This is a genomic window from Microcystis sp. M061S2 (assembly GCF_020245605.1).
GTDB lineage: Bacteria > Cyanobacteriota > Cyanobacteriia > Cyanobacteriales > Microcystaceae > Microcystis.
Map to the genome: position 1 here is coordinate 119,079 of NZ_JADBUP010000042.1, position 22,365 is coordinate 141,443.

Annotated in this window: 24 protein-coding genes; 21 read left to right on the plus strand and 3 right to left on the minus strand. The window is 42.9% G+C overall.

The window, feature by feature from the left end; all coding sequences use genetic code 11:
- Window positions 1–128 precede the first annotated feature (128 nt).
- Together IM475_RS08100 and IM475_RS08105 are read left to right on the plus strand one after the other, a co-directional pair.
- Entirely contained in the window at window positions 129–353 is a 225-nt protein-coding gene (locus IM475_RS08100) for an AbrB/MazE/SpoVT family DNA-binding domain-containing protein (RefSeq protein ID WP_223212298.1), read from the plus strand.
- Window positions 350–754, plus strand: coding sequence for a type II toxin-antitoxin system VapC family toxin (locus IM475_RS08105; RefSeq protein ID WP_287659752.1), 405 nt, complete (start codon window positions 350–352; stop codon window positions 752–754). The genes IM475_RS08100 and IM475_RS08105 overlap by 4 nt, the downstream gene beginning before the upstream one ends.
- 271 nt (window positions 755–1,025) lie before the next feature.
- Here IM475_RS08105 and hisD read toward each other — a convergent pair whose 3' ends face one another.
- Window positions 1,026–2,330, minus strand: a complete 1,305-nt coding sequence (gene hisD / locus IM475_RS08110) for a histidinol dehydrogenase (RefSeq protein ID WP_079207808.1) — start codon at window positions 2,328–2,330, stop codon at window positions 1,026–1,028.
- A 222-nt stretch (window positions 2,331–2,552) separates the two neighbouring features.
- On the opposite strand from hisD, the gene IM475_RS08115 reads away from it, so the two are divergent.
- From IM475_RS08115 to IM475_RS08170, 12 genes are all read left to right on the plus strand, one after another.
- Entirely contained in the window at window positions 2,553–3,239 is a 687-nt protein-coding gene (locus IM475_RS08115) for a hypothetical protein (RefSeq protein ID WP_287659753.1), read from the plus strand.
- 233 nt (window positions 3,240–3,472) lie between these two features.
- Window positions 3,473–4,900 (plus strand): UDP-N-acetylmuramate--L-alanine ligase, encoded by a 1,428-nt coding sequence (murC, locus tag IM475_RS08120; protein ID WP_287659754.1) that lies wholly within the window; start codon window positions 3,473–3,475, stop codon window positions 4,898–4,900.
- A 145-nt stretch (window positions 4,901–5,045) separates the two neighbouring features.
- A complete protein-coding gene (gene murB / locus IM475_RS08125; RefSeq protein ID WP_287727242.1) occupies window positions 5,046–5,924 on the plus strand; it encodes a UDP-N-acetylmuramate dehydrogenase in 879 nt (292 codons plus the stop codon).
- 148 nt (window positions 5,925–6,072) lie between these two features.
- A complete protein-coding gene (locus tag IM475_RS08130) occupies window positions 6,073–7,806 on the plus strand; it encodes a peptide ABC transporter substrate-binding protein (RefSeq protein WP_287727243.1) in 1,734 nt (577 codons plus the stop codon).
- A complete protein-coding gene (locus IM475_RS08135) occupies window positions 7,807–8,763 on the plus strand; it encodes an ABC transporter permease (protein WP_287659757.1) in 957 nt (318 codons plus the stop codon). It abuts the gene before it with no gap.
- A gap of 2 nt (window positions 8,764–8,765) precedes the next feature.
- Window positions 8,766–9,128 (plus strand): VOC family protein, encoded by a 363-nt coding sequence (locus IM475_RS08140; protein ID WP_287659758.1) that lies wholly within the window; start codon window positions 8,766–8,768, stop codon window positions 9,126–9,128.
- 18 nt (window positions 9,129–9,146) lie between these two features.
- Entirely contained in the window at window positions 9,147–9,875 is a 729-nt protein-coding gene (locus IM475_RS08145) for a cytochrome c biogenesis protein CcdA (RefSeq protein WP_002736734.1), read from the plus strand.
- A gap of 50 nt (window positions 9,876–9,925) precedes the next feature.
- Window positions 9,926–11,269 (plus strand): cytochrome c biogenesis protein, encoded by a 1,344-nt coding sequence (locus tag IM475_RS08150; protein ID WP_287727244.1) that lies wholly within the window; start codon window positions 9,926–9,928, stop codon window positions 11,267–11,269.
- Window positions 11,270–11,373: 104 nt separating this feature from the next.
- Window positions 11,374–12,219: a DNA-formamidopyrimidine glycosylase gene (locus IM475_RS08155; protein WP_287659761.1), complete on the plus strand. Its 846-nt coding sequence runs from the start codon at window positions 11,374–11,376 to the stop codon at window positions 12,217–12,219.
- A 162-nt stretch (window positions 12,220–12,381) separates the two neighbouring features.
- Window positions 12,382–13,437, plus strand: coding sequence for a potassium channel family protein (locus IM475_RS08160; RefSeq protein WP_287659763.1), 1,056 nt, complete (start codon window positions 12,382–12,384; stop codon window positions 13,435–13,437).
- A 93-nt stretch (window positions 13,438–13,530) separates the two neighbouring features.
- Window positions 13,531–13,752, plus strand: coding sequence for a DUF4278 domain-containing protein (locus IM475_RS08165; protein ID WP_287727245.1), 222 nt, complete (start codon window positions 13,531–13,533; stop codon window positions 13,750–13,752).
- 290 nt (window positions 13,753–14,042) lie between these two features.
- Complete coding sequence (locus IM475_RS08170; RefSeq protein ID WP_190359789.1) at window positions 14,043–14,504, plus strand: PPC domain-containing protein; 462 nt, start codon at window positions 14,043–14,045, stop codon at window positions 14,502–14,504.
- Here the strand turns inward: IM475_RS08170 and cobS are convergent.
- Window positions 14,501–15,259, minus strand: a complete 759-nt coding sequence (gene cobS / locus IM475_RS08175) for an adenosylcobinamide-GDP ribazoletransferase (RefSeq protein WP_287727246.1) — start codon at window positions 15,257–15,259, stop codon at window positions 14,501–14,503. The genes IM475_RS08170 and cobS overlap by 4 nt on opposite strands.
- Before the next feature lie 313 nt (window positions 15,260–15,572).
- On the opposite strand from cobS, the gene IM475_RS08180 reads away from it, so the two are divergent.
- From IM475_RS08180 to IM475_RS08195, 4 genes are all read left to right on the plus strand, one after another.
- Entirely contained in the window at window positions 15,573–16,733 is a 1,161-nt protein-coding gene (locus tag IM475_RS08180) for an AlbA family DNA-binding domain-containing protein (RefSeq protein ID WP_149988192.1), read from the plus strand.
- Between the two features lie 224 nt (window positions 16,734–16,957).
- Window positions 16,958–17,443 carry a type II toxin-antitoxin system VapC family toxin gene (locus IM475_RS08185; RefSeq protein ID WP_002797897.1) on the plus strand — a complete coding sequence of 162 codons (486 nt, stop codon included), beginning with the start codon at window positions 16,958–16,960 and terminating at the stop codon, window positions 17,441–17,443.
- A gap of 2 nt (window positions 17,444–17,445) precedes the next feature.
- Window positions 17,446–17,631: a hypothetical protein gene (locus IM475_RS08190; protein ID WP_002757942.1), complete on the plus strand. Its 186-nt coding sequence runs from the start codon at window positions 17,446–17,448 to the stop codon at window positions 17,629–17,631.
- 567 nt (window positions 17,632–18,198) lie between these two features.
- The gene (locus IM475_RS08195) at window positions 18,199–18,831 is read left to right on the plus strand and encodes a DUF305 domain-containing protein (RefSeq protein ID WP_353737442.1); all 633 of its coding nucleotides are present in this window, start codon (window positions 18,199–18,201) and stop codon (window positions 18,829–18,831) included.
- 458 nt (window positions 18,832–19,289) lie between these two features.
- Here IM475_RS08195 and IM475_RS08200 read toward each other — a convergent pair whose 3' ends face one another.
- Entirely contained in the window at window positions 19,290–19,766 is a 477-nt protein-coding gene (locus tag IM475_RS08200) for a pyroglutamyl-peptidase I family protein (protein ID WP_287727248.1), read from the minus strand.
- Window positions 19,767–19,873: 107 nt separating this feature from the next.
- Between IM475_RS08200 and IM475_RS08205 the strand changes: the two genes are divergently transcribed.
- Genes IM475_RS08205 through IM475_RS08215 form a run of 3 tightly spaced genes read left to right on the plus strand, consistent with a single transcriptional unit; the run spans window position 19,874 to window position 22,189 of the window.
- The gene (locus tag IM475_RS08205; protein ID WP_287727249.1) at window positions 19,874–20,929 is read left to right on the plus strand and encodes a metallophosphoesterase family protein; all 1,056 of its coding nucleotides are present in this window, start codon (window positions 19,874–19,876) and stop codon (window positions 20,927–20,929) included.
- Window positions 20,930–20,944: 15 nt separating this feature from the next.
- Window positions 20,945–21,832 (plus strand): ParA family protein, encoded by an 888-nt coding sequence (locus IM475_RS08210; protein ID WP_193956835.1) that lies wholly within the window; start codon window positions 20,945–20,947, stop codon window positions 21,830–21,832.
- A 12-nt stretch (window positions 21,833–21,844) separates the two neighbouring features.
- On the plus strand, window positions 21,845–22,189 hold the full coding sequence (locus tag IM475_RS08215) for a TIGR03792 family protein (RefSeq protein WP_287727250.1): 345 nt from the start codon (window positions 21,845–21,847) through the stop codon (window positions 22,187–22,189).
- Window positions 22,190–22,365 lie beyond the last annotated feature (176 nt).

The following is a 22,365-nucleotide window of genomic DNA, read 5'->3' on the forward strand; positions in this document are numbered from 1 at the left end:
TTATCATAGTACCAAATAGGATACAGGATAATAAATCAGAGTTATTCCCAGGTAAACGTTTGGGGGGGGTCAAGCAGCCAGTGGCACTGACTCTTCCGATTATTTGTTAGTATATGCAGAAAAACACCATGAAAATTAGCCCTAACGGACAAATCACTATTCCCCCTGATATTCAAGAAAAGCTTGGGTTGTTACCCGGTACAGAAATCCAGCTGGAAGTGATTGGGGATATCTTGCAAATTCGCAAGCCTAGAACCCTAAGCCGGGGAAAGCAACTGATTGCCGCTATCCGTGGCAAAGCAACTAGCCGTCTAACAACCAACGACATCATGCAAGCGACCCGTGACTCATGACCGACATTCTGGTAGATAGCAACGTCATTCTTGATGTTGTAACCGAAGACCCGCAATGGTTTGAGTGGTCGGCTCAAATGCTCACAAACTATGCGGAGCAAGGAAATTTAGTGATTAACCCAATTATTTATGCAGAAATCTCAATCGGGTTTAATCAACCCGAGGAGGTAGAAGCAGCCCTACCAGAAGACTTCTTTCGCCGAGATTCTTTACCCTATGCTGCAGCTTTTTTAGCAGGACAAAGCTTTTTGGAATATCGTCGTCGTGGAGGTGAGCGACGTTCTCCCTTACCGGATTTCTACATCGGCGCTCACGCTGCTGTCACTGCCATGTCCCTATTAACGAGAGATGTCAACCGCTACCGAACTTACTTTCCCTCAGTCTTGCTGATTACACCTTAGACAATTCGGTTAAATAATTGGTTATTTTTTCTTGCTCATGCAAATAGTACAAAATTGTTGCATAAACTTGTTCTAAGCTCAAAGATGAGTAAGTTTTGGCAATTTCTTCAGGTGTTTTAAGTAGGGAGGCACAATTATTTGTAGGATGGGTTAGCGGTAGCGTAACCCATGCGGGCGTTGGGTTTCATGCTTCAACCCAACCTACGTTCTGAATTTAAAAAATAAGCTTGCCTACATATCTAAGTTATTCCCTGTTTCCTATTCCCTGTATTTAGAGTAAAATTTCCCTGTGTTGAATTGCTAATTTATGGGCGGGAAAACCTTCGTACTCGGCTAAAGTTTTCGTGGTTTCTTTTAACTTTTCAAAGCCTTCAGGGGTGACATAAGCCAAAGTAGAGCGCTTGAGAAAATCATAAACCGAAACCGCCGAATAGGAACGGGCAAAACTTCCCGTCGGCAGCACAGCATTGACTCCGATGGCGTAGGTAGCCATAGAGGAAGGAGTATGATTTCCCAGGAGAATTTCGCCAGCATTTTTAATCTTGCCCAGAATGGCAAAAGGATTACTAACTAAAACCTCTAGATGTTCCGGGGCGTACTCATTGACAAAATCGAGGGATTGCTGCAAACTATCGGTTAAAATTATGCCCCCATAGGCGGCTAAACCCGCCTCACAAAATTCCCGTCGCCAATCTGGGAGTTTTTGCAGGTATTCCTGTGCATATTCACTAGCAGCGATCGCTAAATCTTCACAGTGGGTGACTAATAAAGCCGCCGAATCCGCCCCGTGTTCCGCTTCAATTAATAAATCCAAGGCCGCTAAACGGGCATCGGTGGACTCATCGGCCAAAACTATCGACTCACTTGGACCGGCCGGCAAACCCACATCCACAGTACCGAACAGTAACCGCTTGGCCGCCGCCCCATAGACGCTGCACGGACCGGTAATTTTGTCAACCCTTTTGATATTTTTTGTTCCCAAAGCCAAAGCGGCGATCGCTTGTACGCCCCCTAACTTATAAATTTCTCTGACTCCAGCCATCTGCGCCGCCACCAGAGAAACCGGCTCCACGTTGCCCTGTTTATCGGGGGGAGTGCAAACGACAACTCTTTCCACTCCTGCCACCATTGCCGGGATGGCTAACATTAACATCATCGAGGGAAAAGCGCCGCGGCCCCGGGGAACGTATAAACCCACATTGGGGATAGGAGAGATTTTTTCGCCGGCAAAGACACCGGTTTCAATTTCTGCCAGTAGTGTTTCTTCCGGCATTTGGCGACGATGTACCTCTTGAATATTCCGGAAAGCCTGTTCAATGGCAGTTTTTACTTCCGGTTCAATTAACTGAAAAGCCCGCTCAAATTCTGCCTCGCTGACTTTGATATTTTCTACCGTCGCACCTTCGTAGTCAAAACGCCGCACATAGTCCACAACGCCAGCATCTCCCCGTTCGCGGATGGTTTCTATCACCGTTTGAGCGACTTTGAGGGCGTTATCAATATCTAACTCGGCTCTTTTCTGAAGTTTTGCCCGTTCCGCGCTACTTAATTGCGAAAGTTTTAATATTCTGACCACTATTGCTGCTCCTACTGCCCCCGTCCTCTCAAGAATAACGGAGAATCTGATCTTTTTTGATTGTAACCTTTGGGGGAGTGCCGGAGAATTATGAATTATGAATTATGAAGTGGGGTAGTGGAGCATTTGGCTGAAATTTCCCTAAACCCCTATCACCTGACTGCTGACGACCGGCTACTGACTCCTGACGACCGCCGACCGATGTGACAGCTAATAGGTATAATGCAGATCATGTTTAAGCTCTCTTGCTGTTCTGTAAATGCGATCGCTCTTAGTTTATTATGGGGGGCGAGTGGTGCTGTGTGGGCAGAAACGGATTTAGACTTAGATCCGAAAATTCGGCAAGAAAGCCCGGTTTTAGAGCGTTGGTTAGAAAAAATACCCGATATCGCCGAAGATATTCGCCGCGATCCTAGTTTTCGCACTCGTATCCGTTTAGGGTATGCAGAGTTTCCTTCTACCGATAATTCCAGTGGCGTGATTTTGGGGGTAGAAGATGTGTTTTTCGGTCAAACCAGTTTAACCCTAAGCGGCGATTATCAGACGGCTTTTAACGGCAAAAGGACGGCAATAGGAGGAAATTTACAATACTATCTCCTCCCTTTGGGTGATTATGTCAATCTAGCTCCCATGGTGGGCTATCGTTACATTCAGACAGGAAATTACAGCACCGATGGGCTTAACTTAGGATTAAAGCTCAAATTAGCCCTTTCTCGCACGGGGGCGGCAGATATCACCGTCAGTCAGAGTTTTATCTCCCCCGGTGGTGATAACGAGGTGGGATTGACTACTCTTTCGGTTGGTTATGCGATTACCTCTAATTTACGTTTAGCCGCCGATATTCAAGCCCAAAATTCCCGCGCTCGTAAAGATAGCTCCGTGGGAATTTTACTGGAATGGCTGCCCTAATTAGGTTCGTGGGGGCAGCTTGTGGGGTGTAGGGTTTTACCGATTTTTGGGACGTTTGGCAAAGCTCGGTAAAAAAAGGAATTGGGAGAAAAAATTTTAATTCTGCGTCAAGGATTTTGCAAGGTGACTGGGCAACATTTTGGCATTCTGCTCAAATGCCCCTATCATGAAGTTGACTTTACTACCGATCGAGTTTAAAACTTATATAATCGTGGGTCTGAGGAGTGAAAACAGTGAAAAAAGTTAATTTTAACGGCCAACCTTTCCATTTTATCGGTATTGGCGGTATTGGGATGTCAGCCCTCGCCTATATCTTAGCCAAGCGCAATTTACCCGTGTCTGGCTCCGATTTACGTCCTACTCATATCACCCAACGGCTACAGGGAGCGGGAGCGCACATTTTCCACCGTCAAGAGGCCAATAATTTAGCTGTATTTCATTCTCCGGTCCCTCAAAACAGTAGCCAAACAGTTCCGCAAGTAATCTGCTCCACGGCGATTAATGACCATAATAAGGAATATCAAGCGGCCAGAGACTTAGGATACCCAATTTTTCACCGTAGCGACGTTTTAGCGGCTTTAATCGCTGATTACGACAGTATCGCCGTCGCTGGCACCCACGGCAAAACCACCACTAGCAGCCTAATCGGTTACGTTTTGTTAGAAGCGGGATTAGACCCCACGATCATTGTCGGTGGTGAGGTGGACGCTTGGGAAGGTAACGCTCGTCTCGGTCAAGGGCGTTTTTTGGTGGCAGAGGCCGATGAGTCCGATGGTTCCCTAACCAAGCACGCCCCGAAAATCGGCGTAATCACTAATATTGAGCTAGATCACCCAGATCATTACCAGAATTTAAGCGAAGTTATCGATACTTTCCATGAATTCGCCAATCAGTGCCAGATTTTAGTCGCTTGTTTAGATTGTGACACGATCGCCGAGCATTTCCGTCCGACAATCAGTTATAGTCTCGATCCCGAAAAAGGTGCCGATTACACCGTCAGCGAGATTATCTATGAACAGGGAATGATGAAAGCTTCCGTCTGGGAAAAAGGCAGTTATCTGGGACAAATGGAGGTGAAAATCCCGGGGCAACATAATATTAGTAATGCTTTGGCAGTGGTGGCCATCGGACGTTATCTCGGTTTAGAATTTGCTGTTATTGCCGATGCGATCGCTACTTTTGCCGGAGCAAAACGCCGTTTTGAACACAAGGGAGAGGCAAACGGCATCACTTTTATCGATGATTATGCCCATCATCCTAGCGAATTGTTGGCCACGTTAGCGGCGGCAAAATTGAAGGTAGAAGGCAAACAGTACCAACGTTCGATCGCTATTTTCCAACCCCATCGCTACAGTCGCACCACTGCCTTTTTAGAGGAATTCGGCTCCGCTTTCAGTTCCGCCGATGTGGTAGTCTTAACGGATATTTATAGTGCCGGGGAAGTGAATATCGATCACATCACCGGGCAGCAAGTAGTCGAACAGGTGAGAAAACACCATAAAAACGCCTACTATCACCCTGAATTGAGTTCTTTAGGTCAATTCCTGCTAGAAATTCTCCAACCAGGGGATCTAGCCATGTTCCTCGGCGCCGGCAATCTCAATCAAGTTATCCCCGAAATGCTCTCTCTTTACCGCGAACAATTAGCAGTTAGAGTATAGGAGTCGGGAGTCAGGAGTCAGGAGACAGGATTCAGGAGATTATTTTTATTTATTCTCCCCGCTCCCCGCTCCCTTCTCCCCTCTCCCTACTTCATAATTCATAATTTATAATTCATAATTTATAATTTCCAACCCCTAAAACCCTATGATTAAAACCTCTGTTTCTCTAGCTGATTTCACTTCCTACCGGGTGGGGGGAAGAGCGCAGTGGTATGCCGAACCAGTTAATCTAGAGGAATTAAGAGAAGTGTTCGCTTGGTTGCGATCGCAAGATTTACCCTTGACTGTTTTGGGGGCTGGTTCAAATTTACTAATCAGCGATCGAGGTTTACCCGGACTTGTCCTCAATACTCGCCATCTGCGATCGAGTTGTTTTGATGCCGAAACTGCTACGATTACAGCAGCGGCGGGGGAACCCCTGCCAAAAATAGCTTGGAGAGCGGCAAAAAGGGGCTGGAAGGGCTTAGAATGGGCGGTGGGTATCCCCGGTACGGTGGGGGGTGCTGTGGTGATGAATGCGGGGGCGCATACCTCCTGTGTGGCGGATCGATTAGTGCGGGCGCTGGTATTAAATCCCGATGGTCAGTTAGAAACTTTAAGCAAAGAAGATTTAAATTATAGTTATCGCAGTTCTTCTCTGCAAGGGGATCAACGTTTAGTTATCGAAGCCACATTTCAGTTAGAAGCTACCGATAATTGCGAGGAAATAATGGCAATTACTACCCATAATTTACGCCATCGCAAAAGTACCCAACCCTATGATCGTCCTAGTTGTGGTAGTGTTTTCCGCAATCCTAAACCGCAATTTGCCGGGGCTTTAATTGAGGGAATGGGATTAAAAGGTTATCAAATTGGTGGGGCGCAAGTATCAGAATTACACGCTAATTTTATCCTGAATATTGGTTCAGCAAAAGCCTCGGATATTCTGCGTTTAATTCGCCATGTGCAGGAACAAGTGTTTGATCGCTGGTCCCTCTGGTTAGAACCAGAGGTGAAAGTTTTAGGGGAATTTGACGGGATTTAACTATTTTTCTCGATAACTTGACTAGGAATGGATAAAGGCAAATAATCAATTAATCGATCGAGATCAAGACTCAATGTCTGATAACTTGTTATTGGTGGGGTAGGGAATCACCTAAGTCACCCTGTTGAATTATTGATTGTCATTAAAAATGTTTAAGCGATCGCTTTTCTTGCCCCTGTTAATTTTATCCCTTAGTTGTACGCTGCTTTTTAGTGCTTGTCGTCAACAAACAGCTAATAATCCTCCGGCAACGACCAATAATAATTCAGAAACTTTAAAACTTTTATATTGGCAAGCACCGACGATTTTAAATCCCCATCTCTCCACGGGATTTAAAGACTCAGAAGCGAGTCGCATTACCTTAGAACCTTTGGCTAGTTTCGATGAAAAGGGGGAATTAGTTCCTTTTTTAGCGGCAGAAATTCCTACTATTGAAAATGGGGGAGTTGCCCGGGATGGTAAATCGGTGACATGGAAGCTAAAAAAAGATATTAAATGGTCAGATGGTACTCCTTTTACTGCCAAAGATGTCATCACTACCTATAATTTTATTACCAATCCGAAAACTGGTTCTACTAGCGCTGGCAATTATGAAATAGTTAAAAGTGTGGAAGCGATCGATCCCCATACAGTTAAAATAACTTTTAAGCAAGTTAATCCCGCTTGGTCATTAGTTTTTGTGGGGACAGAAGGGATGATTTTACCAGCACATCTCTATGAAAAGTATAGCAATGAAACGGCACGCCAGGCCCCTGCTAATTTATTACCGGTGGGAACTGGCCCCTATAAAGTGGTAGAATTTAAACCGGGAGATACGGCAGTTTATGAACCAAATTCTTTCTTTCGAGAAGCGGATAAGTTAGGTTTTCAAAGAATAGAATTAAAAGGAGGAGGTGATGCAACTTCGGCGGCACGAGCGGTTTTACAGACACAGGAGGCAGATTATGCCTATAATTTGCAAGTAGAGGCCAAGGTTTTAAGTGATTTAGAAAAAGCGGGTCGGGGTCAGTTAATATCTAGTTTCGGTTCTTTGATTGAACGAGTTTTATTTAATCTGAGTGATCCTAATCAAGCTACTCCTGAAGGTGAGAGGTCTAGTATTAAGTTTCCCCATCCTTTTTTGAGTGATGTAAAAGTAAGAGAAGCTTTATCTTTAGCCGTTGATAGAGATACTATTGCCACGCAGCTTTATGGTATTACTGGGAAAACAACTCCTAATTTTATTGTGATGCCATCGGAATATAATTCGCCCAATACTAGCTATGAATTTAATCTAGAAAAGGCTAATAAATTACTAGATGATGCGGGATGGAAAGATAGTAATGGTGATAGCACTAGGGATAAAAATGGGGTAGAAATGAAATTAGTTTTTCAAACCACTGTCAATCCTCTCCGTCAAAAAACCCAAGAAATTATCAAACAAAGTTTACAAGCGATCGGGGTAGGAGTAGAATTAAAAACTGTTGATGCCAGTATTTTCTTTTCTAGCGATCCTGCTAACGATGACACGGTAGAAAAGTTTTATGCTGACCTACAAATGTACACTACCGGTAATAATAGTCCCGATCCGAAAGCCTATTTTAAAACCTTTACCTGTAGCGAAATTCCCCAAAAAGCTGATGGTTGGGCCGGGGATAATTATGCTCGTTATTGTAATCCTGAATACGATAAATTATGGCAAGCTTTTAGTCAAGAATTAAACCCAGAAAAACGGCGAGAAATAGGGATTAAAATGAATGATATGTTAATTAATGATTTTGTGATTATTCCCCTAGTTCATCGTGCCGATGTGGTGGCAATTAGCAATAGTTTGTCAGGGTTTGAATTAACTCCCTGGGATAGAAATACTTGGAAGATCAAAGACTGGAAGCGTAGTAAATAAATGCTGAAATACTTTCTGAAAAGATTATTATTTTCGATTCCCACTCTTTTAGCTATTAGTATGGTGGTTTTTGGCATTTTGGCCCTAGCGCCGGGGGATCCGATGGGGGAATTTGCCGCTAATCCTGCTATTACAGAAGCGGTGCGAGAAAATATTCGCAAAAGTCTCGGATTAGATCAACCCCTTCCCGTGCGTTATGTCAAGTGGTTGTTAGCATTTCTTCAAGGAGATATGGGCTATTCTTTCACCAGTCGCAGCCCAGTTTTTACCCTCATTTGGCAGCGTTTACCCACAACCCTCTGGATTGTCGGTATTGCCTATATTTTCGGGGTTTTAATTGCTTTTCCTTTAGGCGTAATTTCAGCAGTCAAGCGCTATTCTTGGTTAGACAAAATCATCTCTACTTTTTCGATGCTTGGCTTTTCTTTACCCACCTTTGTGACGGGATTATTATTAATAATTATCTTTAGTGTGCAGTTAAACTGGCTACCATCTTTTTATAACAGTACCCTAGAAATCAGTGATTTTAATAGTTTGGTCGAGCAGGTTAAACAGTCAATTATGCCCGTAACTGTATTAAGCTTATATCAGGGGGCGATGTTGATGCGTTTCGTGCGTTCTTCCGTAACCGAAGAAATTCACCAAGAGTACGTTAAAACTGCCTTAGCGAAGGGACTAACTAATTTTTCTGTCCTCACTAAGCATATAGTTCGCAATGCTTTAATCCCCGTTGTCACCCTAATTGCTCTCGATATTCCCTCAATTTTTACCGGTGCTTTAGTTACAGAACAAGTGTTTCGTGTGCCGGGAATCGGTGCTTTATTAATCGATTCTATTTCCCGCAGTGATACCCCCGTAGTGATGGCGATTACCTTTATCTATGCGATTTTAATTGTTATCTTTAACTTAATTGCCGATTTAACCTATAGTTGGCTCGATCCGCGAGTCAGATATTAACTATGAACATCACAAAATCCTTACACACGGGGATTTTAGTCACCGATCTAGAAAAAGCTGTTAACTTTTACGAAAATGTTCTAGGATTGACTAGAATCGATCGCCCTTTTCAATACGATGGGGTTTGGTATCAAGTGGGAGATTATCAAATTCATTTAATTGTCGATACCAATTACCAAAACTACCGTCCCAATCCCGAAAAATGGGGACGCAATCCTCATATTGCCTTCGCTATTGATGACGTGACAGCCATGGGTAACTATCTAGAAAGTCAAGGTTATACAATTCAAATGAGTGCCTCGGGTAGAAAGGCATTATTTGTCGGTGATCCCGATGGTAATATCCTAGAAATGAGCCAAATTTAGCCTGAAAAATTCCCCAATATGTTAGACCAATTACAGACTCAACTCTATCACCTTGAACAATACGCCGATCGCTTAGTAACTTCCCAACTAACTCACCTTAGTTTTGTCAGTATTGCCGTGATTTTTCTAGCCGGTTTACTCACCAGTCTTACCCCCTGTATGCTGTCGATGTTGCCGATTACCGTCGCTTATATCGGGGGTTACGAAAATCAAGGTCGTTTAGCGGCTTTTTGGCAGTCCACATGGTTTTCCCTGGGATTAGCCACCACCTTAGCGGGATTGGGACTAATTGCCGCTACTTTAGGAAAAGTCTATGGACAGGTGGGGATCGGTTTACCAATTATCGTCAGTGCGATCGCTATTTTGATGGGGTTAAACCTCTTGGAATTATTACCCCTGCGCTTCCCCTCCCTTGGCGCTACCGATTGGATTACCGGCGATTTTCCCCCGATTTTGCGCTCCTATCTTCTCGGTTTAACATTTGGTTTAATCGCCTCTCCTTGTAGTACACCAGTTCTGGCAACTCTATTGGCATGGGTGGCAAATACGGGGGATTTAAGCTTAGGAGGGGGATTATTGTTATCCTACACTGCTGGCTATGTTTTACCCTTAATTATCGTCGGTTCTTTTACTGCCTCGCTGAAAAGCTTTCTTTCTCTGCGTCAATGGTCCGGGTGGATTAATCCTGTCAGTGGGGTTTTATTAATCGGTTTTGGAGTTTTTTCTTTATTATCCCGTCTGCTGTGATGGTGGAGAGTTACAATGGATAATTGGCTAGAATTGCAAAACTTTTAACTATGACTATATCGGAAACTTCCTCAAATTTAAAGAATAGACCGGTCCAATGGGGACGTAAATTTATCCAGACTATTGCCGATCTGCGATTGGCAATTATCCTCTTACTTTTAATCGCTATTTTTAGCATTTCTGGGACAGTAATCGAACAGGGACAATCTCTATCTTTCTACCAAGTTAATTATCCTGAGAAACCCGCTTTATTTGGGTTTCTGACTTGGAAAGTTTTATTACTATTGGGATTAAATCATGTTTATAGCACTTGGTGGTATCTATCATTATTAATTCTCTTTGGTTCCAGTTTAACCGCTTGCACCTTCCGACGACAATTCCCCGCTTTAAAGGCGGCCAGAAACTGGCAATTTTATCAACAATCTCGCCAATTTCAAAAACTAGCTTTAAGTGCTGAATTAGAAACCGGTTCCCTAGAATCCCTCACCCCTCTATTAGAAAAAAAAGGCTACAAAGTTTTTCTAGAAAATAACAGTCTTTATGCTCGTAAAGGTCTGATCGGTAAAATCGGTCCGATTATCGTTCATGCAGCCATGTTAATTATTTTAGCGGGAGCGATCTGGGGAGCGTTAACGGGGTTTTTCGCTCAAGAAATGGTAGCTAGTGGCGATAGTTTTCAGGTTAAAAATATTATTGAAGCTGGACCCTTATCTAAAAATTCTCTCCCTAAGGATTGGGGGATTAAAGTTAATCGTTTTTGGATTGATTATAGTCCTAAAGGTGACGTAGAACAATTCTATTCTGATTTGTCGGTGATCGATAATCAAGGAGAGGAGATCGATCGCAAAACCATTCAAGTTAACCAACCTTTGCACCATAAAGGGGTGACTTTTTATCAAACCAGTTGGGGGATTGCTGGGGTAAAAGTACAGGTGAATAATAGTCCGATTCTACAGCTACCGATGGCTAGTTTAGACACCAAAGGTAATGGACAAATCTGGGGAACTTGGATCCCGACTAAAACCGATCTTAGTGAGGGAGTTTCTCTTTTAACCAGAGATCTACAAGGTACGGTAATTGTCTATGATGCTAAGGGAGATTTAACCTCTGCTGTACGAGAAGGAATGACGATTCCTATCAATGGAGTTAATCTAAAAATAGTCGAATTAGTCGGCAGTACAGGTTTACAAATTAAGGCAGATCCGGGAGTGCCTATCGTCTATTTAGGTTTTGCTTTATTGATGATGGGAGTGGTAATGAGTTACTTTTCCCATTCGCAAATTTGGGCTTTACAATCGGGCGATCGCTTTTATATTGGTGGTAAAACTAATCGCGCTCAAGTCGGTTTTGAACGGGAAATAATTGATACCATTGAAATGTTAAAGTTAAATTAGAATTGACGTTAATCTGGTGTCGTTTCCCGATGAAAAGTTCTGTTTATCTATCTTTTGCCTTTTGCCTACCCTAACCAAGAACTTAATTTTGTTCAATCACTTATATGCCAGAATTGCCAGAAGTAGAAACGGTGCGTCGCGGGTTAAATCAAGTTACCCAGGGCAAAAAAATTATCGGTGGGGAAGTATTATTACAGCGTACCCTAGCCTATCCTAATTGCGAGGCAACTTTTCTGCAAGGAATTGCTCAGACCACGATTACCAATTGGCAGCGCCGAGGCAAATATCTCCTCGCCAATTTAGATAATGGTAGCAGTATCGGGGTTCATCTGCGTATGACCGGACAATTGCTCTGGGTAAAAGATACCACTCCCCTGCCGATTCATACGCGCTTACGCTTCTTTTTTGCTAATCAGCAAGAATTGCGCTTTGTCGATACCCGCACTTTCGGGAAAATTTGGTGGATTGCCGCCGATAAAACCCCAGAAAGCGTGATTACCAGTCTGAAAAAACTGGGATTGGAACCCTTTGATCGCAATTTTACCGCCGATTACCTCTATAGTCACTCTCAAAAAAGTCGTCGTCCGATTAAAACTTTTCTCCTCGATCAAAATGTGGTGGCAGGAATTGGCAATATCTACGCAGATGAAGTTCTTTTTAAAAGTGGTATCCATCCCCAAACTGCCGCTAATCTCTTGAAAATTGAGCAAATAGACTTATTGACAAAAAACATTATTTCTGTATTGGAAACTGCAATCGCTGAAGGCGGCACCAGTTTTAGCGATTTTCTCCACGTTACGGGAGTTAATGGCAATTATGGGGCGATGGCCTGGGTTTATGGACGTACTGGCGAAAATTGTCGTCTTTGCGGTGCAACTATTGCCAGAATTAAATTAAGTGGACGCTCGGCTCATTTTTGTCCCCAATGTCAAGTCTCAAGGGAATTATGAATTATGAATTATGAATTATGAATTATGAATTGGGGAGAAGGGAGAAGGGATGCCTTTTGCCTATTGCCTTTTGCCTATTGCCTTTTGCCTCCTGCCTCCTGTCTCGGAGTCTCCTCGATTCTGCTGTAAGCTAATGGCTAGATGGTCAGGTCACGGAAATCGATGCAAAGTTCACTGAAAAGGATTATCATCGGGGCGAGTTTTTTTCTCGCTACGGTAGTCGGGGCAACTATCGGTTATATGGCCTACGGTTGGAGTTTTCTTGATGCCGTTTATATGGTGATAATTACCATATTTGGGGTGGGTTTCGGGGAAGTTAAACCGATTAACACTCCCAGTCTGAGAGCTTTTACCATGTTAGTTATCGTCTGTGGGACCACCTCGGCCGTTTATGTGGTGGGAGGGTTTTTTCAGATGCTCACCGAGGGAGAAATTAACAAAGCTTTTAGCGATCGCCGGATGAATAAAGAGATGGAATGCTTAGAAAATCACGTCATAATCTGCGGTTTTGGGCGCATAGGACGCATCCTAACGACTAAATTGGCAAAAACAGCCCAATCCTTTATTATCGTCGATAATAACCCCGAGCGCATCCGATTAGCTCAGGAAAAAGGTTACATAACTCTTAATGGTAACGCCACCGATGAAAGTATTCTCCAGAAAGCCGGTATCGACAAAGCGCGAGTTTTAGCGACGGTGTTGCCTGATGATGCCTTAAATGTCTTCATCACTTTAACCGCAAGAGAACTCAGTCCGCAACTATACATTATCGCCAGGGGAGAATATCCCAGCACCGAGAAAAAATTAAAACTAGCCGGGGCCGATCAAGTGGTCTTACCTGCTACCATTGGAGCAGAGAGAATGGCCCATTTAATCACCCATCCGGCCGCAATCGATTTTTTACAGGAAGATGAAGGTAGGCGCAATCTTAACGAATTATTAGCCGATATCGACCTGCAATTTGAAGAATACTCGATTTTAAGCGATTCGCCCTTTTTGGGACAACCCATCAGTCAGATGGAAGTGCGGGGACAGGGTGCTTTTATTATCGTTGCTGTGCGTCAATTTGATGGTCGTGTCATCGCCCATCCCGACAATTCCACCATTCTACAGCAAGGCGATACGGTGATTTTATTAGGTCATCGGGGCGATGTTCCCAATTTTGCCCGTCGTTATGCTCTGCGTCGAGAAATGCGCTATCGCGGGTCTTCTTGGTAGGATATTTACCTACAAAAAAGTTGAGCTTTTCTGGAATTAATTTCGCTGTCTCTGGAGATATTACTAACTCACTAATTATCTCCAGAGACAGCTATGAAATTAACCTATCGCGGCATTGTTTACGAGAAAAATCCCACTGCCCCCGTTGCTTCCAGTCCGATGATTTTAAGCTATCGTGGTGTTCCCTATTTAAAAAACCGTGGTGTCGTTCAAACTATTCAGAAACAGGTAGCCGTTACCTATCGCGGTCAAGCCTATCATATCATGCAATCTCTAGCTTCTTTGCCCACGGAAAAACCCTCTTTAAGTTTTTAACTTCTAGTTCATTTTTCAATCAATCTCCTTTAAATATTGTCAATTAATGATCACAGCAATTACCTTAAACGGGTTTTATCTTCCCTCTTGCTACAAGGGGGATTTTTTACTTGTTTTTGCCAGCAAGGAATAACTACCTAAGCAAAATTAATTACACATATTTTTCCCTTCCGCAGTTCCCCAGTCCTGATGTTCCCCCTTTCCAGATTCTGAATTTAATTTTCTCGAACTGCTGATAGTTATCAGTTTTTTGTAGAATAGGGAGATTGAGAAAACGAACATCTGCCCCTATGATAAGATTCCCTTTGACTGGTCGTTATTCTGGTTTATGCGTCTTGTTCACTTTATTCTGGTTAAGCGGTCAATCTTTACCGGTGCGAGCGGAAAAAATCTATAGTCCCGTCCCCCTAATCCTCAATAAAGAAATTAACGATACTCTCACCGACAAGGATATTCCCACGGGTGAGGGGGGGTTTGCCAGAGATTATACCGTAGATTTGGACAAGGATGATCAGGTGGCCATCGATCTGAAATCAGAAAATTTTGATGGAGTTTTAATTCTCCTGGCCGACGATGGTTCCACTGTAGCGGAAAATGATGATGGTCCCGATGGTGGCACTAATGCCCTCCTCTTTGCACGCATTACCGAGTCGGGTAAATATATTATTCGGGTGAGAGCTTTCGGAGAAACCGGTGGGGGAAAATTTACCCTGAAATTAACCCGTTTACGGGCTGTGGAGGGCAAAAATTAGCTAATTATTGTCAAAAAAACCAAGAATAGAGCCTCTGTCCACTCTACCACCGCACCGTAGGTATCGCCGGTGTGACCGCGAAGACGACGATATAACCAGTAACCAGTAAGCAGAGCGAGGGCGATTCCAGCACTAATGGCGATTATTCCCCACCTTAGACCACCAAATAGGGCGATTAACCCCCAAATTACTCCCCCACAGTCCCAAGGCAGACAAAAAGCCACTTTATGAAAGGCTCCCTTACCGGTGGGTTTGAGGTAGGGATAAAGAGCGATCGCCATTACTTGCCCCCAACGTCCCCAAATTGGGGCTAAAATTAGAGCTAAGGCTCGATTATCGCTTAAATCCGTCAAAGCGGCGATTTTTAGCAGCAAAACCATGGTCACGGCCATGACTCCAAAGGCCCCGGTAACACTATCGGCCATGACCGCTAAACGACGCGGGGGGTCGGTGACAGCTAAACCATCGGCCGTGTCACTAACTCCATCAAGGTGTAGTCCTCCCGTTAGATAAACCCAAACCCCCACAAGGACAACTGCACGAGTTAAGAGTGGCATTCCCAGACCAGCTAGAGTTATATCGAGCAAAACTAGAATTAAACCCAAAAATAAGCCCACTAAGGGAATCCATCGGGCAATTCTGCCAAAATCCGGCCAGGCAATCGGAACCGGAATAATCGTGTAAAAAGCGATCGCACCTAAAAATGAGCGAATTTCTTGACAAATGAAGTTAAATATGGTAGTCAATCTCCCCAATTCGATTCTGGTGTGGCAGTGTTTCTCATAAAGATGAAGTATAACCTAATTTTGTATCGGCCACCCTGTGGGATTTTCAAAACATCTGAGAATGCCTATAATAATTCGGCATAACACGCTTATTGTAATGTTATAGGAAGAGTTCTTGCGATCGCTATACAGGAGAGTAATATACGGAAAGTTTCCTGAAAAAATGCGTATTTAGTGTGATATACGGAAAGTTTCTGTATAGCATCTAGTCCGACGTACACTTCTAAGCTACGAGTTCCCCCTGTGACTTAGTACAGTTACTAATACATAAAAAGCAAATTAAATGAAAACTCAGTTACTTGAAAGCCTACTTTACGAAGAAGAAAGTCCAACGCTTGATTTCAAAAAAGAACAATATCCATTCTCCAAGGCAAGTGAGGAAGAGAAGTCTGAACTTGTCAAGGATATTTTAGGATTCGCAAACGCATGGCGAAGATCCGATGCCTACATCTTGATTGGAGTAGAGGAAGTACGGGGCGGAAAAAGTGAAGTAATAGGAATACAAAATCATCTTGATGATCACACACTTCAACAATTTATTAACAGTCTCACTAATCAGCCAGTTCGCTTTCATTACGAGGCCGCAACTATTGAGGGCAAGCAAGTAGGTGTTATCCGAATTGAACAGCAAACAAGACCAATATATCTTAAGAAGAAATATGGAAAGCTGGATAAAGATAAGGTTTATGTGAGGAGAGGAAGTTCAACCGATCCACAAAAACCGGCTACTTTAGATGAAATTGCACAAATGAGGGTGGAACCTGAAGATATTGACGCTAATCTTGCGGTTGTATTTTCCAACCCAGATACTAAGGAACTGATTGGCTCACACTTATCAATTGAAGCTGAATTATGCAACTTGCCGCCATCTTATAGCATCCCATCTTTGCCTGATTTGCCCAGAAATTCCTATATACTTGATTCAATATCAGCGTATAGAACAAATCATCAATATTACCGTGAGTTAGCTCACTATATCTATGTACGTAATCTATTTCGCCCAGTTCAACTATCTATCTCAAATGTTGGGCGTGTCGCTGCGCGCAATGTCAGAGTCGAGTTCTCAGTTAACTCTTTAATGCAGATAGAAATGCTTCAAAAGGAAAATCTTCCTCAAATGCCCGAAAAGCAATCTCTCGGACTAGAACTAAATCTAAATAGAATGAGATTTACTAAGACACCAGGCAATGTGTGCATCAATCAAACTACTGACCAACTAACTATTGAGATTGATTGTGGAGATCTACAGCCAGGCAGGAGAATATTCTCTGATGTCTTCTATATCGGCAAGAAAACTGAAAATTGCGATAATATTGTCGGAGCAGTTTATGCCGACAATCTTTCTTGCCCCTCTGAGTTGAATCTTACAATATCTGCTTCACTAAGCAAGTCTTCTCTGACAGTAGAAGATTTGATGTCTTGGGGGGAGTGCGATCGCCGATGATCTTGTAGGGTGCGTTCCCTAAAGTGGCTCCCACTGCTCCAGCGATCGATTTTTGGGGAACGCACCATGCAGATTGATTGCAGCTGTGGGTTTAAGTGTGATGGCGAAGGCAGTGCGTAGCAGTACGCTGATCCTGTCGGTTGGGTTGGCGGCTGTTACCCAACACCCTCAAAACCAAGATTAAATAAGGTAGGATAGAGAGCGAAAAAATATTCTAGATTGCCGTGAATGGAAGCGTCTATATTGAAACAAGTATTTTTGGGCATTTAACCGCCAGACCCACTGACAATCTGATCGTTGCTGCTAATATCAAGATCACCCAGGATTGGTGGAACGAACATAGTAGCTCATTTACGCTTTACGCATCAGAGATCGTTGAAGATGAGGCAGCTAAGGGAGATCCGATAATCGCCGCTCAACGGTTAAACTTGTTACAATCCCTAATGCTTCTCGAACTTACAGAAGATGCGTTTGAACTTTCGCAAGCGTTTCTGACTCAAAGCAATCTGCCCCTAAAGGCATCTAACGACGCTTTACATATGGCATTAGCAACCGTCTATAACTTAGATTATTTGCTAACATGGAACTGCAAGCACATGGCAAATGCCCAAATTCAGCGTAAGCTGGCTCAGATTAGTTCTGATCTCGGATATATATTGCCAGTTATTTGCACTCCTTATGAGCTTATTGGATATAACCTAGAGGTCTAGTCATGTATAAAAATGAAATTCTCGATGAAATTCACAAGTATAGAGAAGAATACGCTCAATCGTTTCAATATGACTTAAGAGCTATTTTTAATGACTTAAAGCAGAAGCAACTGGCTCATAAAGATAGATTAGTTAGGTTGCCAATTAAGCGAGCGTCTAATAAATCACTGCACCCGACCGCTGGCTAAAGTATTCAATGGAACCGCTAAATCTATAGTGCGATGGCGAAGGCACTGCGCAGCAGTACGCTGATCCTGTCGGTTGGGTTGACAGAAAAAATAGGGTGTGTTCCCTAAAGTGGCTCCTACTGCTCCAGCGATCGATTTTGGGGAACGCACTATGCACATTAATTGCAGCTGTGGGTTTAAGTGCAATGCCGCACCTAAAAATGAGCGAATTTCTTGACAAATGAAGTTAAATATGGTAATCAACCTCCCCAAAATTAGATTCCGGTATGGCAGCGTTTCTCATAAAGATGAAGTATAACTTAATTTTGTATCGGCGACCCTGTGGGATTTTCAAAACATGAGAACGCCTATAATAATTCGACATAACACGGTTACTTGTAATTTTATTAGGAAAAGTTCTTGTGATCGCTCTATAGGAGAGTAATATGCGGAAAGATTCTTTAAAAATGTGTATTTAGTATGAGATACGGAAAGTTTCCGTATAATTCATAGTTAGACTGCTAATTTCTTGGTGAAGATAGTTCTGGTTACTTTTGGGTAAGTGCTATACTATAGTGAGGTTTTTACATGGTTTTTCTCATGAAAAATAAAGCCATTATCCTGCTGGGGGCTGTTGCCGCTCTTGGACTGGCTGCAACCTCAACTTTACTTCTGACACGTCCATCCGGAAATTCTCCAGATTCCGCCTCTGCTCAATTTTCTCCCAACGGCATGGGTATGATGCATCATATGCAGGTCAGTAGCGAGTTTGACTATCTTGCCCAAATGATTCCCCACCATCAGGAGGCAATCGATACCGCCCAGGTTATTCTGGCACGCACTAGTCGTCCTGAGATGAGGCAGTTTGCTCAAAATATTATTCAAGTGCAAACTGCTGAAATTGCTCAGATGAAAAACTGGCTCAACCAGTGGTATCCAGGAGGGAATATTAGCGTCTCCTACGTTCCCATGATGCGAGATCTGAGCCAACTTCAGGGCGATGCCCTAGATCAAACTTTTTTACAAGATATGATTGAACATCATATGGGAGCCGTGATGATGTCGCAAATGCTCCTGAATCATAATCTGGTGAAGCATCAGCCTGTCCAGTCCTTGGCTGAGAACATTGCCACTAGCCAGCGCCTGGAAATTCAGCAGATGCGAACTTGGTTGATAGCTTGGTTTGGTGATCGCAATCCAATGGGTAGAATGCATCATTAGCTTCTAGTAATCACGATCGAGATTTTGGGGCAATTAATGTTTTGCTTCCGCTGTGCGGTCTAACAACCCCAATGCAGTGGGATGCCGAAGGCACTGCGTAGCAGTACGCCATCGCTGTAGGCTGCGTTCCCTAAAGTGTCTCTTACTGCTCCACTGATCGATTTTTGGGGAACACACCATCCACATTTATTAAAGCTGTGGGTTTAAGTGCGATGCCGCTCTTGTGGGCCCAGTTGAGGAATGTTAGCGAAGATTCCCAATGTTTGGGTTAAAATAGAGGGGCAAAAGTTGCAACCGGTTAATGATAGTACGACCACCCCTCTACAGCCAAGAAGAATTTGCCCGACGTGGTAATCAGATTTATTAGACTCAGGTGCGCTCTCAAGTCGAGGAGGGCAATTATGGCAAAATACCACTATATCCTTTTTCCCTTGAAACTTACTCTCAAATTATATGAGTTAACGACTAAGGGTGATAATTTTCTGAAAATCTCTTTGAATAATAGTAAAATTTTTGTCAGTTAAAAGCGGCACATGAACGAATAAGGCTCTCGGATGATATTTTAAGACTTGAAAATATAATTCTTCGCAGACAAACTGACCAGCATTATCGCTGATATAACTATAGTCAAGGTTTTTAATTAAATCTGGCAATGGAATTGGTGTCAATAACTTTTTTGTACTACTCCTAGCCTGAGATTCTAAACTTAAACGATAACGACTTTCTGCCATACCACAACAAATAACTAAATCGGTTTTTTTGTCTTGAATAGCTTTAACAAATCGTTCACTGGCTCGATGGGTATTAACGGGAAGTTGACGCAAAAATAAAAGATTTTTTGGACAATTATCTTGAATAGATACTAACAAATCATCGGAGGAATTACTCCGGTGATGGCATAACCAAGGTGCAAAAGAAGTTAAAAGAATTGTCAAGTTATCTCCTGAGGGTTAATTGGGATGATGGAAAAAAAAGCGATCGAAGGGACAAAAATTGCTACACTAACTGACGTGACCTCAATTAAAGACGAGATTGATATTCTATGCAACGCCGTAAATTTTTGCTGATTAGTGGCAGTTTAGGCGGTTTTAGCTTGGTAGCTTGCGCTCATCAAATTTTACAGCCCGTTACTTCCAAAAATCCCCCTGAGTCTCCCGTTAAACAAGCAGAAAAGGCGAAAAAAGTCAAGATAATCGTGATTAGTGACCTTAATAGTCAATACGGTTCCACTACTTACGATCCCGAAATCGATCGAGCCATCCCTTTAATTATCAATCATAAACCCGATCTGGTCCTCTGTGGTGGGGACATGGTGGCAGGACAAAAAAGCAGCTTGACAGAGGCAGCAATTAACGCCATGTGGTCAGCCTTTGATCATCATATCGCCGCGCCCCTGCGAGCTGCTAAAATACCCTTTGGTTTTACCATCGGTAATCATGACGCTTCTGGAGCTTTATCCGCAGGAAAATTTATCTATGCTAAGGAGAGAAAATTAGCCCAAGATTATTGGCAAAACCCCCAACATCATACAAGTTTAAATTTTATCGATAAAACTGGCTTTCCTTTTTATTATACTTTCACTCAAAATGGTATATTCTATCTAGTTTGGGATGCCTCCACTCATTTAATCTCTCGGGAACAACTAAATTGGGCAGCAAAAAACTTGAGTAGTAGCGACGCTAAAAATGCTAAAATGCGGCTAGTAATCGGTCATTTACCCCTCTACGGTATTGCCGTGGGCAGAAATCGACCGGGGGATTATTTAGCCGATGCCGAGCAATTAAGAGCGTTTTTAGAAAGCTATCAGGTGCATACTTATATTAGTGGCCACGCTCACGCTTACTATCCGGGTAAACGGGGGCAATTACAATTATTACACGCGGGAGCTTTAGGCAGTGGACCGCGACGGTTATTGAACAGTGAACAAGCACCCAGAAAAACCCTAACAATTGTCGATATTAATCCCCATCAACAGGAAACAGTTTACACCACCTACGACATGAAAACCCAAGAGGCGATCAATATTACCAGTTTACCTCCTCTGATTATGGCTCCCAACGGGCAAGTTTTACGTCGAGATATTCCATCGGTTAACTAGAAAGGAATTCCCATAATGGCCACTGTCATCAGCACCGTTAATATGAAAGGAGGAGTAGGAAAAACTACTCTTACCGTCAATCTTGCCACCTGTTTAGCTAAATTTCAGCAAAAACGAGTCCTTGTCCTCGATTTAGACGCTCAAATCAGTGCGACTCTTAGTTTAATGTCCCCTCACGAATTCGCTCAACTGCGTCGCAAAAAACGCACTTTAAGCTATTTATTAGAAGCAATTATCAAACCCAATCCCTACAATAAATTAACTATTGATGATATTATCGTCCCTTCAGTCTGTGAAATTCAAGGCTTAGATTTACTGCCAGGAGACATTGAACTATATGATGAATATGTCGTCTCAGAAACCCTGCACCATCAAGCAATTTTACAGGAAGATTTAGGCTTTGATCATGCTTGGAATAACCTGGAAAGAATCCTAATTCAAAAAATCATTGACCCCATTCAAGACCGTTATGATTATATTATCATGGATTGCGCTCCGGGCTATAATCTTTTAACTCGTAGTGGTCTATGTAGCAGTCATTTTTATTTACTACCCGCCCGTCCCGAACCTTTATCAATTGTCGGCATTCAGCTATTAGAAAGAAGAATAGTTAAACTGAAAGCTAGTCATCAAGAAACCGACCCGATTAACCCCGGTTTACTCGGTATAGTTTTTATTCTTTCCGGTGGTGGTTTACTCAGTCGCTACTATAATCAAGTCATGCGCCGGGTACAACAGGATTTTCAAGCCCATCAAATTTTTGCTAATGCGATTCCTATGGATGTTAATGTAGCTAAAGCTGTGGATATGTTCGTGCCTGCGGTGGCAGCCATGCCCTCTTCTAGTGGTTCTAAAGCTTTTATGAAACTCACAGAAGAATTCTTGATCAAAACCAAAAAATAGGAGATAATTACTATGGTCATTGAGTGGTTAGAATTTCAAGTTAAACCCGAAGCACGAGAAAAATTTATCCAAAAAGATCAAGAAATTTGGACAAAGTTTTTAGCAAAACAACCTGGTTTTTTAGGTAAGGAGCTTTGGATTAATCCCACCATTGAGGAACAATTAATTATCGTTGTCCATTGGCAAACGAAAGAACAGTGGAAAGCTGTCCCCCAAAATTTACTTGATGACACCGAGGCCAAATTTTCCCTAGCCATGGGAAAAGATAATTATCAATTAATCAAAGTCAAGGAATTTCAGGTCAGAAAATTTCGAGAAAATTGTCAGAACAATTTAGAATCTATGCAGCCAGGATAAAAAATCAATTCATCTTTTTGTCCCCTCTCAACCTAGCCAAACTTGTCCTGAGGGGCTAAAGTGTGCTATAAGCAGTCAGACCCTGCCATCGTCTTTATTCTTTCCGATTAGGTAAATTACTGATGACTGAAGCTAAACGCGCCCTCATTACCGGCATCACCGGTCAAGATGGTTCC

Coding starts and splice junctions, on each gene's coding strand:
- IM475_RS08130 (WP_287727243.1), top strand. CDS start 6,073: ATGTTTAAGCGATCGCTTTTCTTGCCCCTGTTAATTTTATCCCTTAGT.
- IM475_RS08145 (WP_002736734.1), top strand. CDS start 9,147: ATGTTAGACCAATTACAGACTCAACTCTATCACCTTGAACAATACGCC.
- IM475_RS08115 (WP_287659753.1), top strand. CDS start 2,553: ATGCAGATCATGTTTAAGCTCTCTTGCTGTTCTGTAAATGCGATCGCT.
- IM475_RS08140 (WP_287659758.1), top strand. CDS start 8,766: ATGAACATCACAAAATCCTTACACACGGGGATTTTAGTCACCGATCTA.
- IM475_RS08165 (WP_287727245.1), top strand. CDS start 13,531: ATGAAATTAACCTATCGCGGCATTGTTTACGAGAAAAATCCCACTGCC.
- IM475_RS08160 (WP_287659763.1), top strand. CDS start 12,382: ATGCAAAGTTCACTGAAAAGGATTATCATCGGGGCGAGTTTTTTTCTC.
- IM475_RS08155 (WP_287659761.1), top strand. CDS start 11,374: ATGCCAGAATTGCCAGAAGTAGAAACGGTGCGTCGCGGGTTAAATCAA.
- IM475_RS08205 (WP_287727249.1), top strand. CDS start 19,874: ATGCAACGCCGTAAATTTTTGCTGATTAGTGGCAGTTTAGGCGGTTTT.
- IM475_RS08190 (WP_002757942.1), top strand. CDS start 17,446: ATGTATAAAAATGAAATTCTCGATGAAATTCACAAGTATAGAGAAGAA.
- IM475_RS08105 (WP_287659752.1), top strand. CDS start 350: ATGACCGACATTCTGGTAGATAGCAACGTCATTCTTGATGTTGTAACC.
- IM475_RS08100 (WP_223212298.1), top strand. CDS start 129: ATGAAAATTAGCCCTAACGGACAAATCACTATTCCCCCTGATATTCAA.
- IM475_RS08180 (WP_149988192.1), top strand. CDS start 15,573: ATGAAAACTCAGTTACTTGAAAGCCTACTTTACGAAGAAGAAAGTCCA.
- IM475_RS08135 (WP_287659757.1), top strand. CDS start 7,807: ATGCTGAAATACTTTCTGAAAAGATTATTATTTTCGATTCCCACTCTT.
- IM475_RS08210 (WP_193956835.1), top strand. CDS start 20,945: ATGGCCACTGTCATCAGCACCGTTAATATGAAAGGAGGAGTAGGAAAA.
- IM475_RS08170 (WP_190359789.1), top strand. CDS start 14,043: ATGATAAGATTCCCTTTGACTGGTCGTTATTCTGGTTTATGCGTCTTG.
- murB (WP_287727242.1), top strand. CDS start 5,046: ATGATTAAAACCTCTGTTTCTCTAGCTGATTTCACTTCCTACCGGGTG.
- IM475_RS08215 (WP_287727250.1), top strand. CDS start 21,845: ATGGTCATTGAGTGGTTAGAATTTCAAGTTAAACCCGAAGCACGAGAA.
- IM475_RS08150 (WP_287727244.1), top strand. CDS start 9,926: ATGACTATATCGGAAACTTCCTCAAATTTAAAGAATAGACCGGTCCAA.
- IM475_RS08195 (WP_353737442.1), top strand. CDS start 18,199: ATGGTTTTTCTCATGAAAAATAAAGCCATTATCCTGCTGGGGGCTGTT.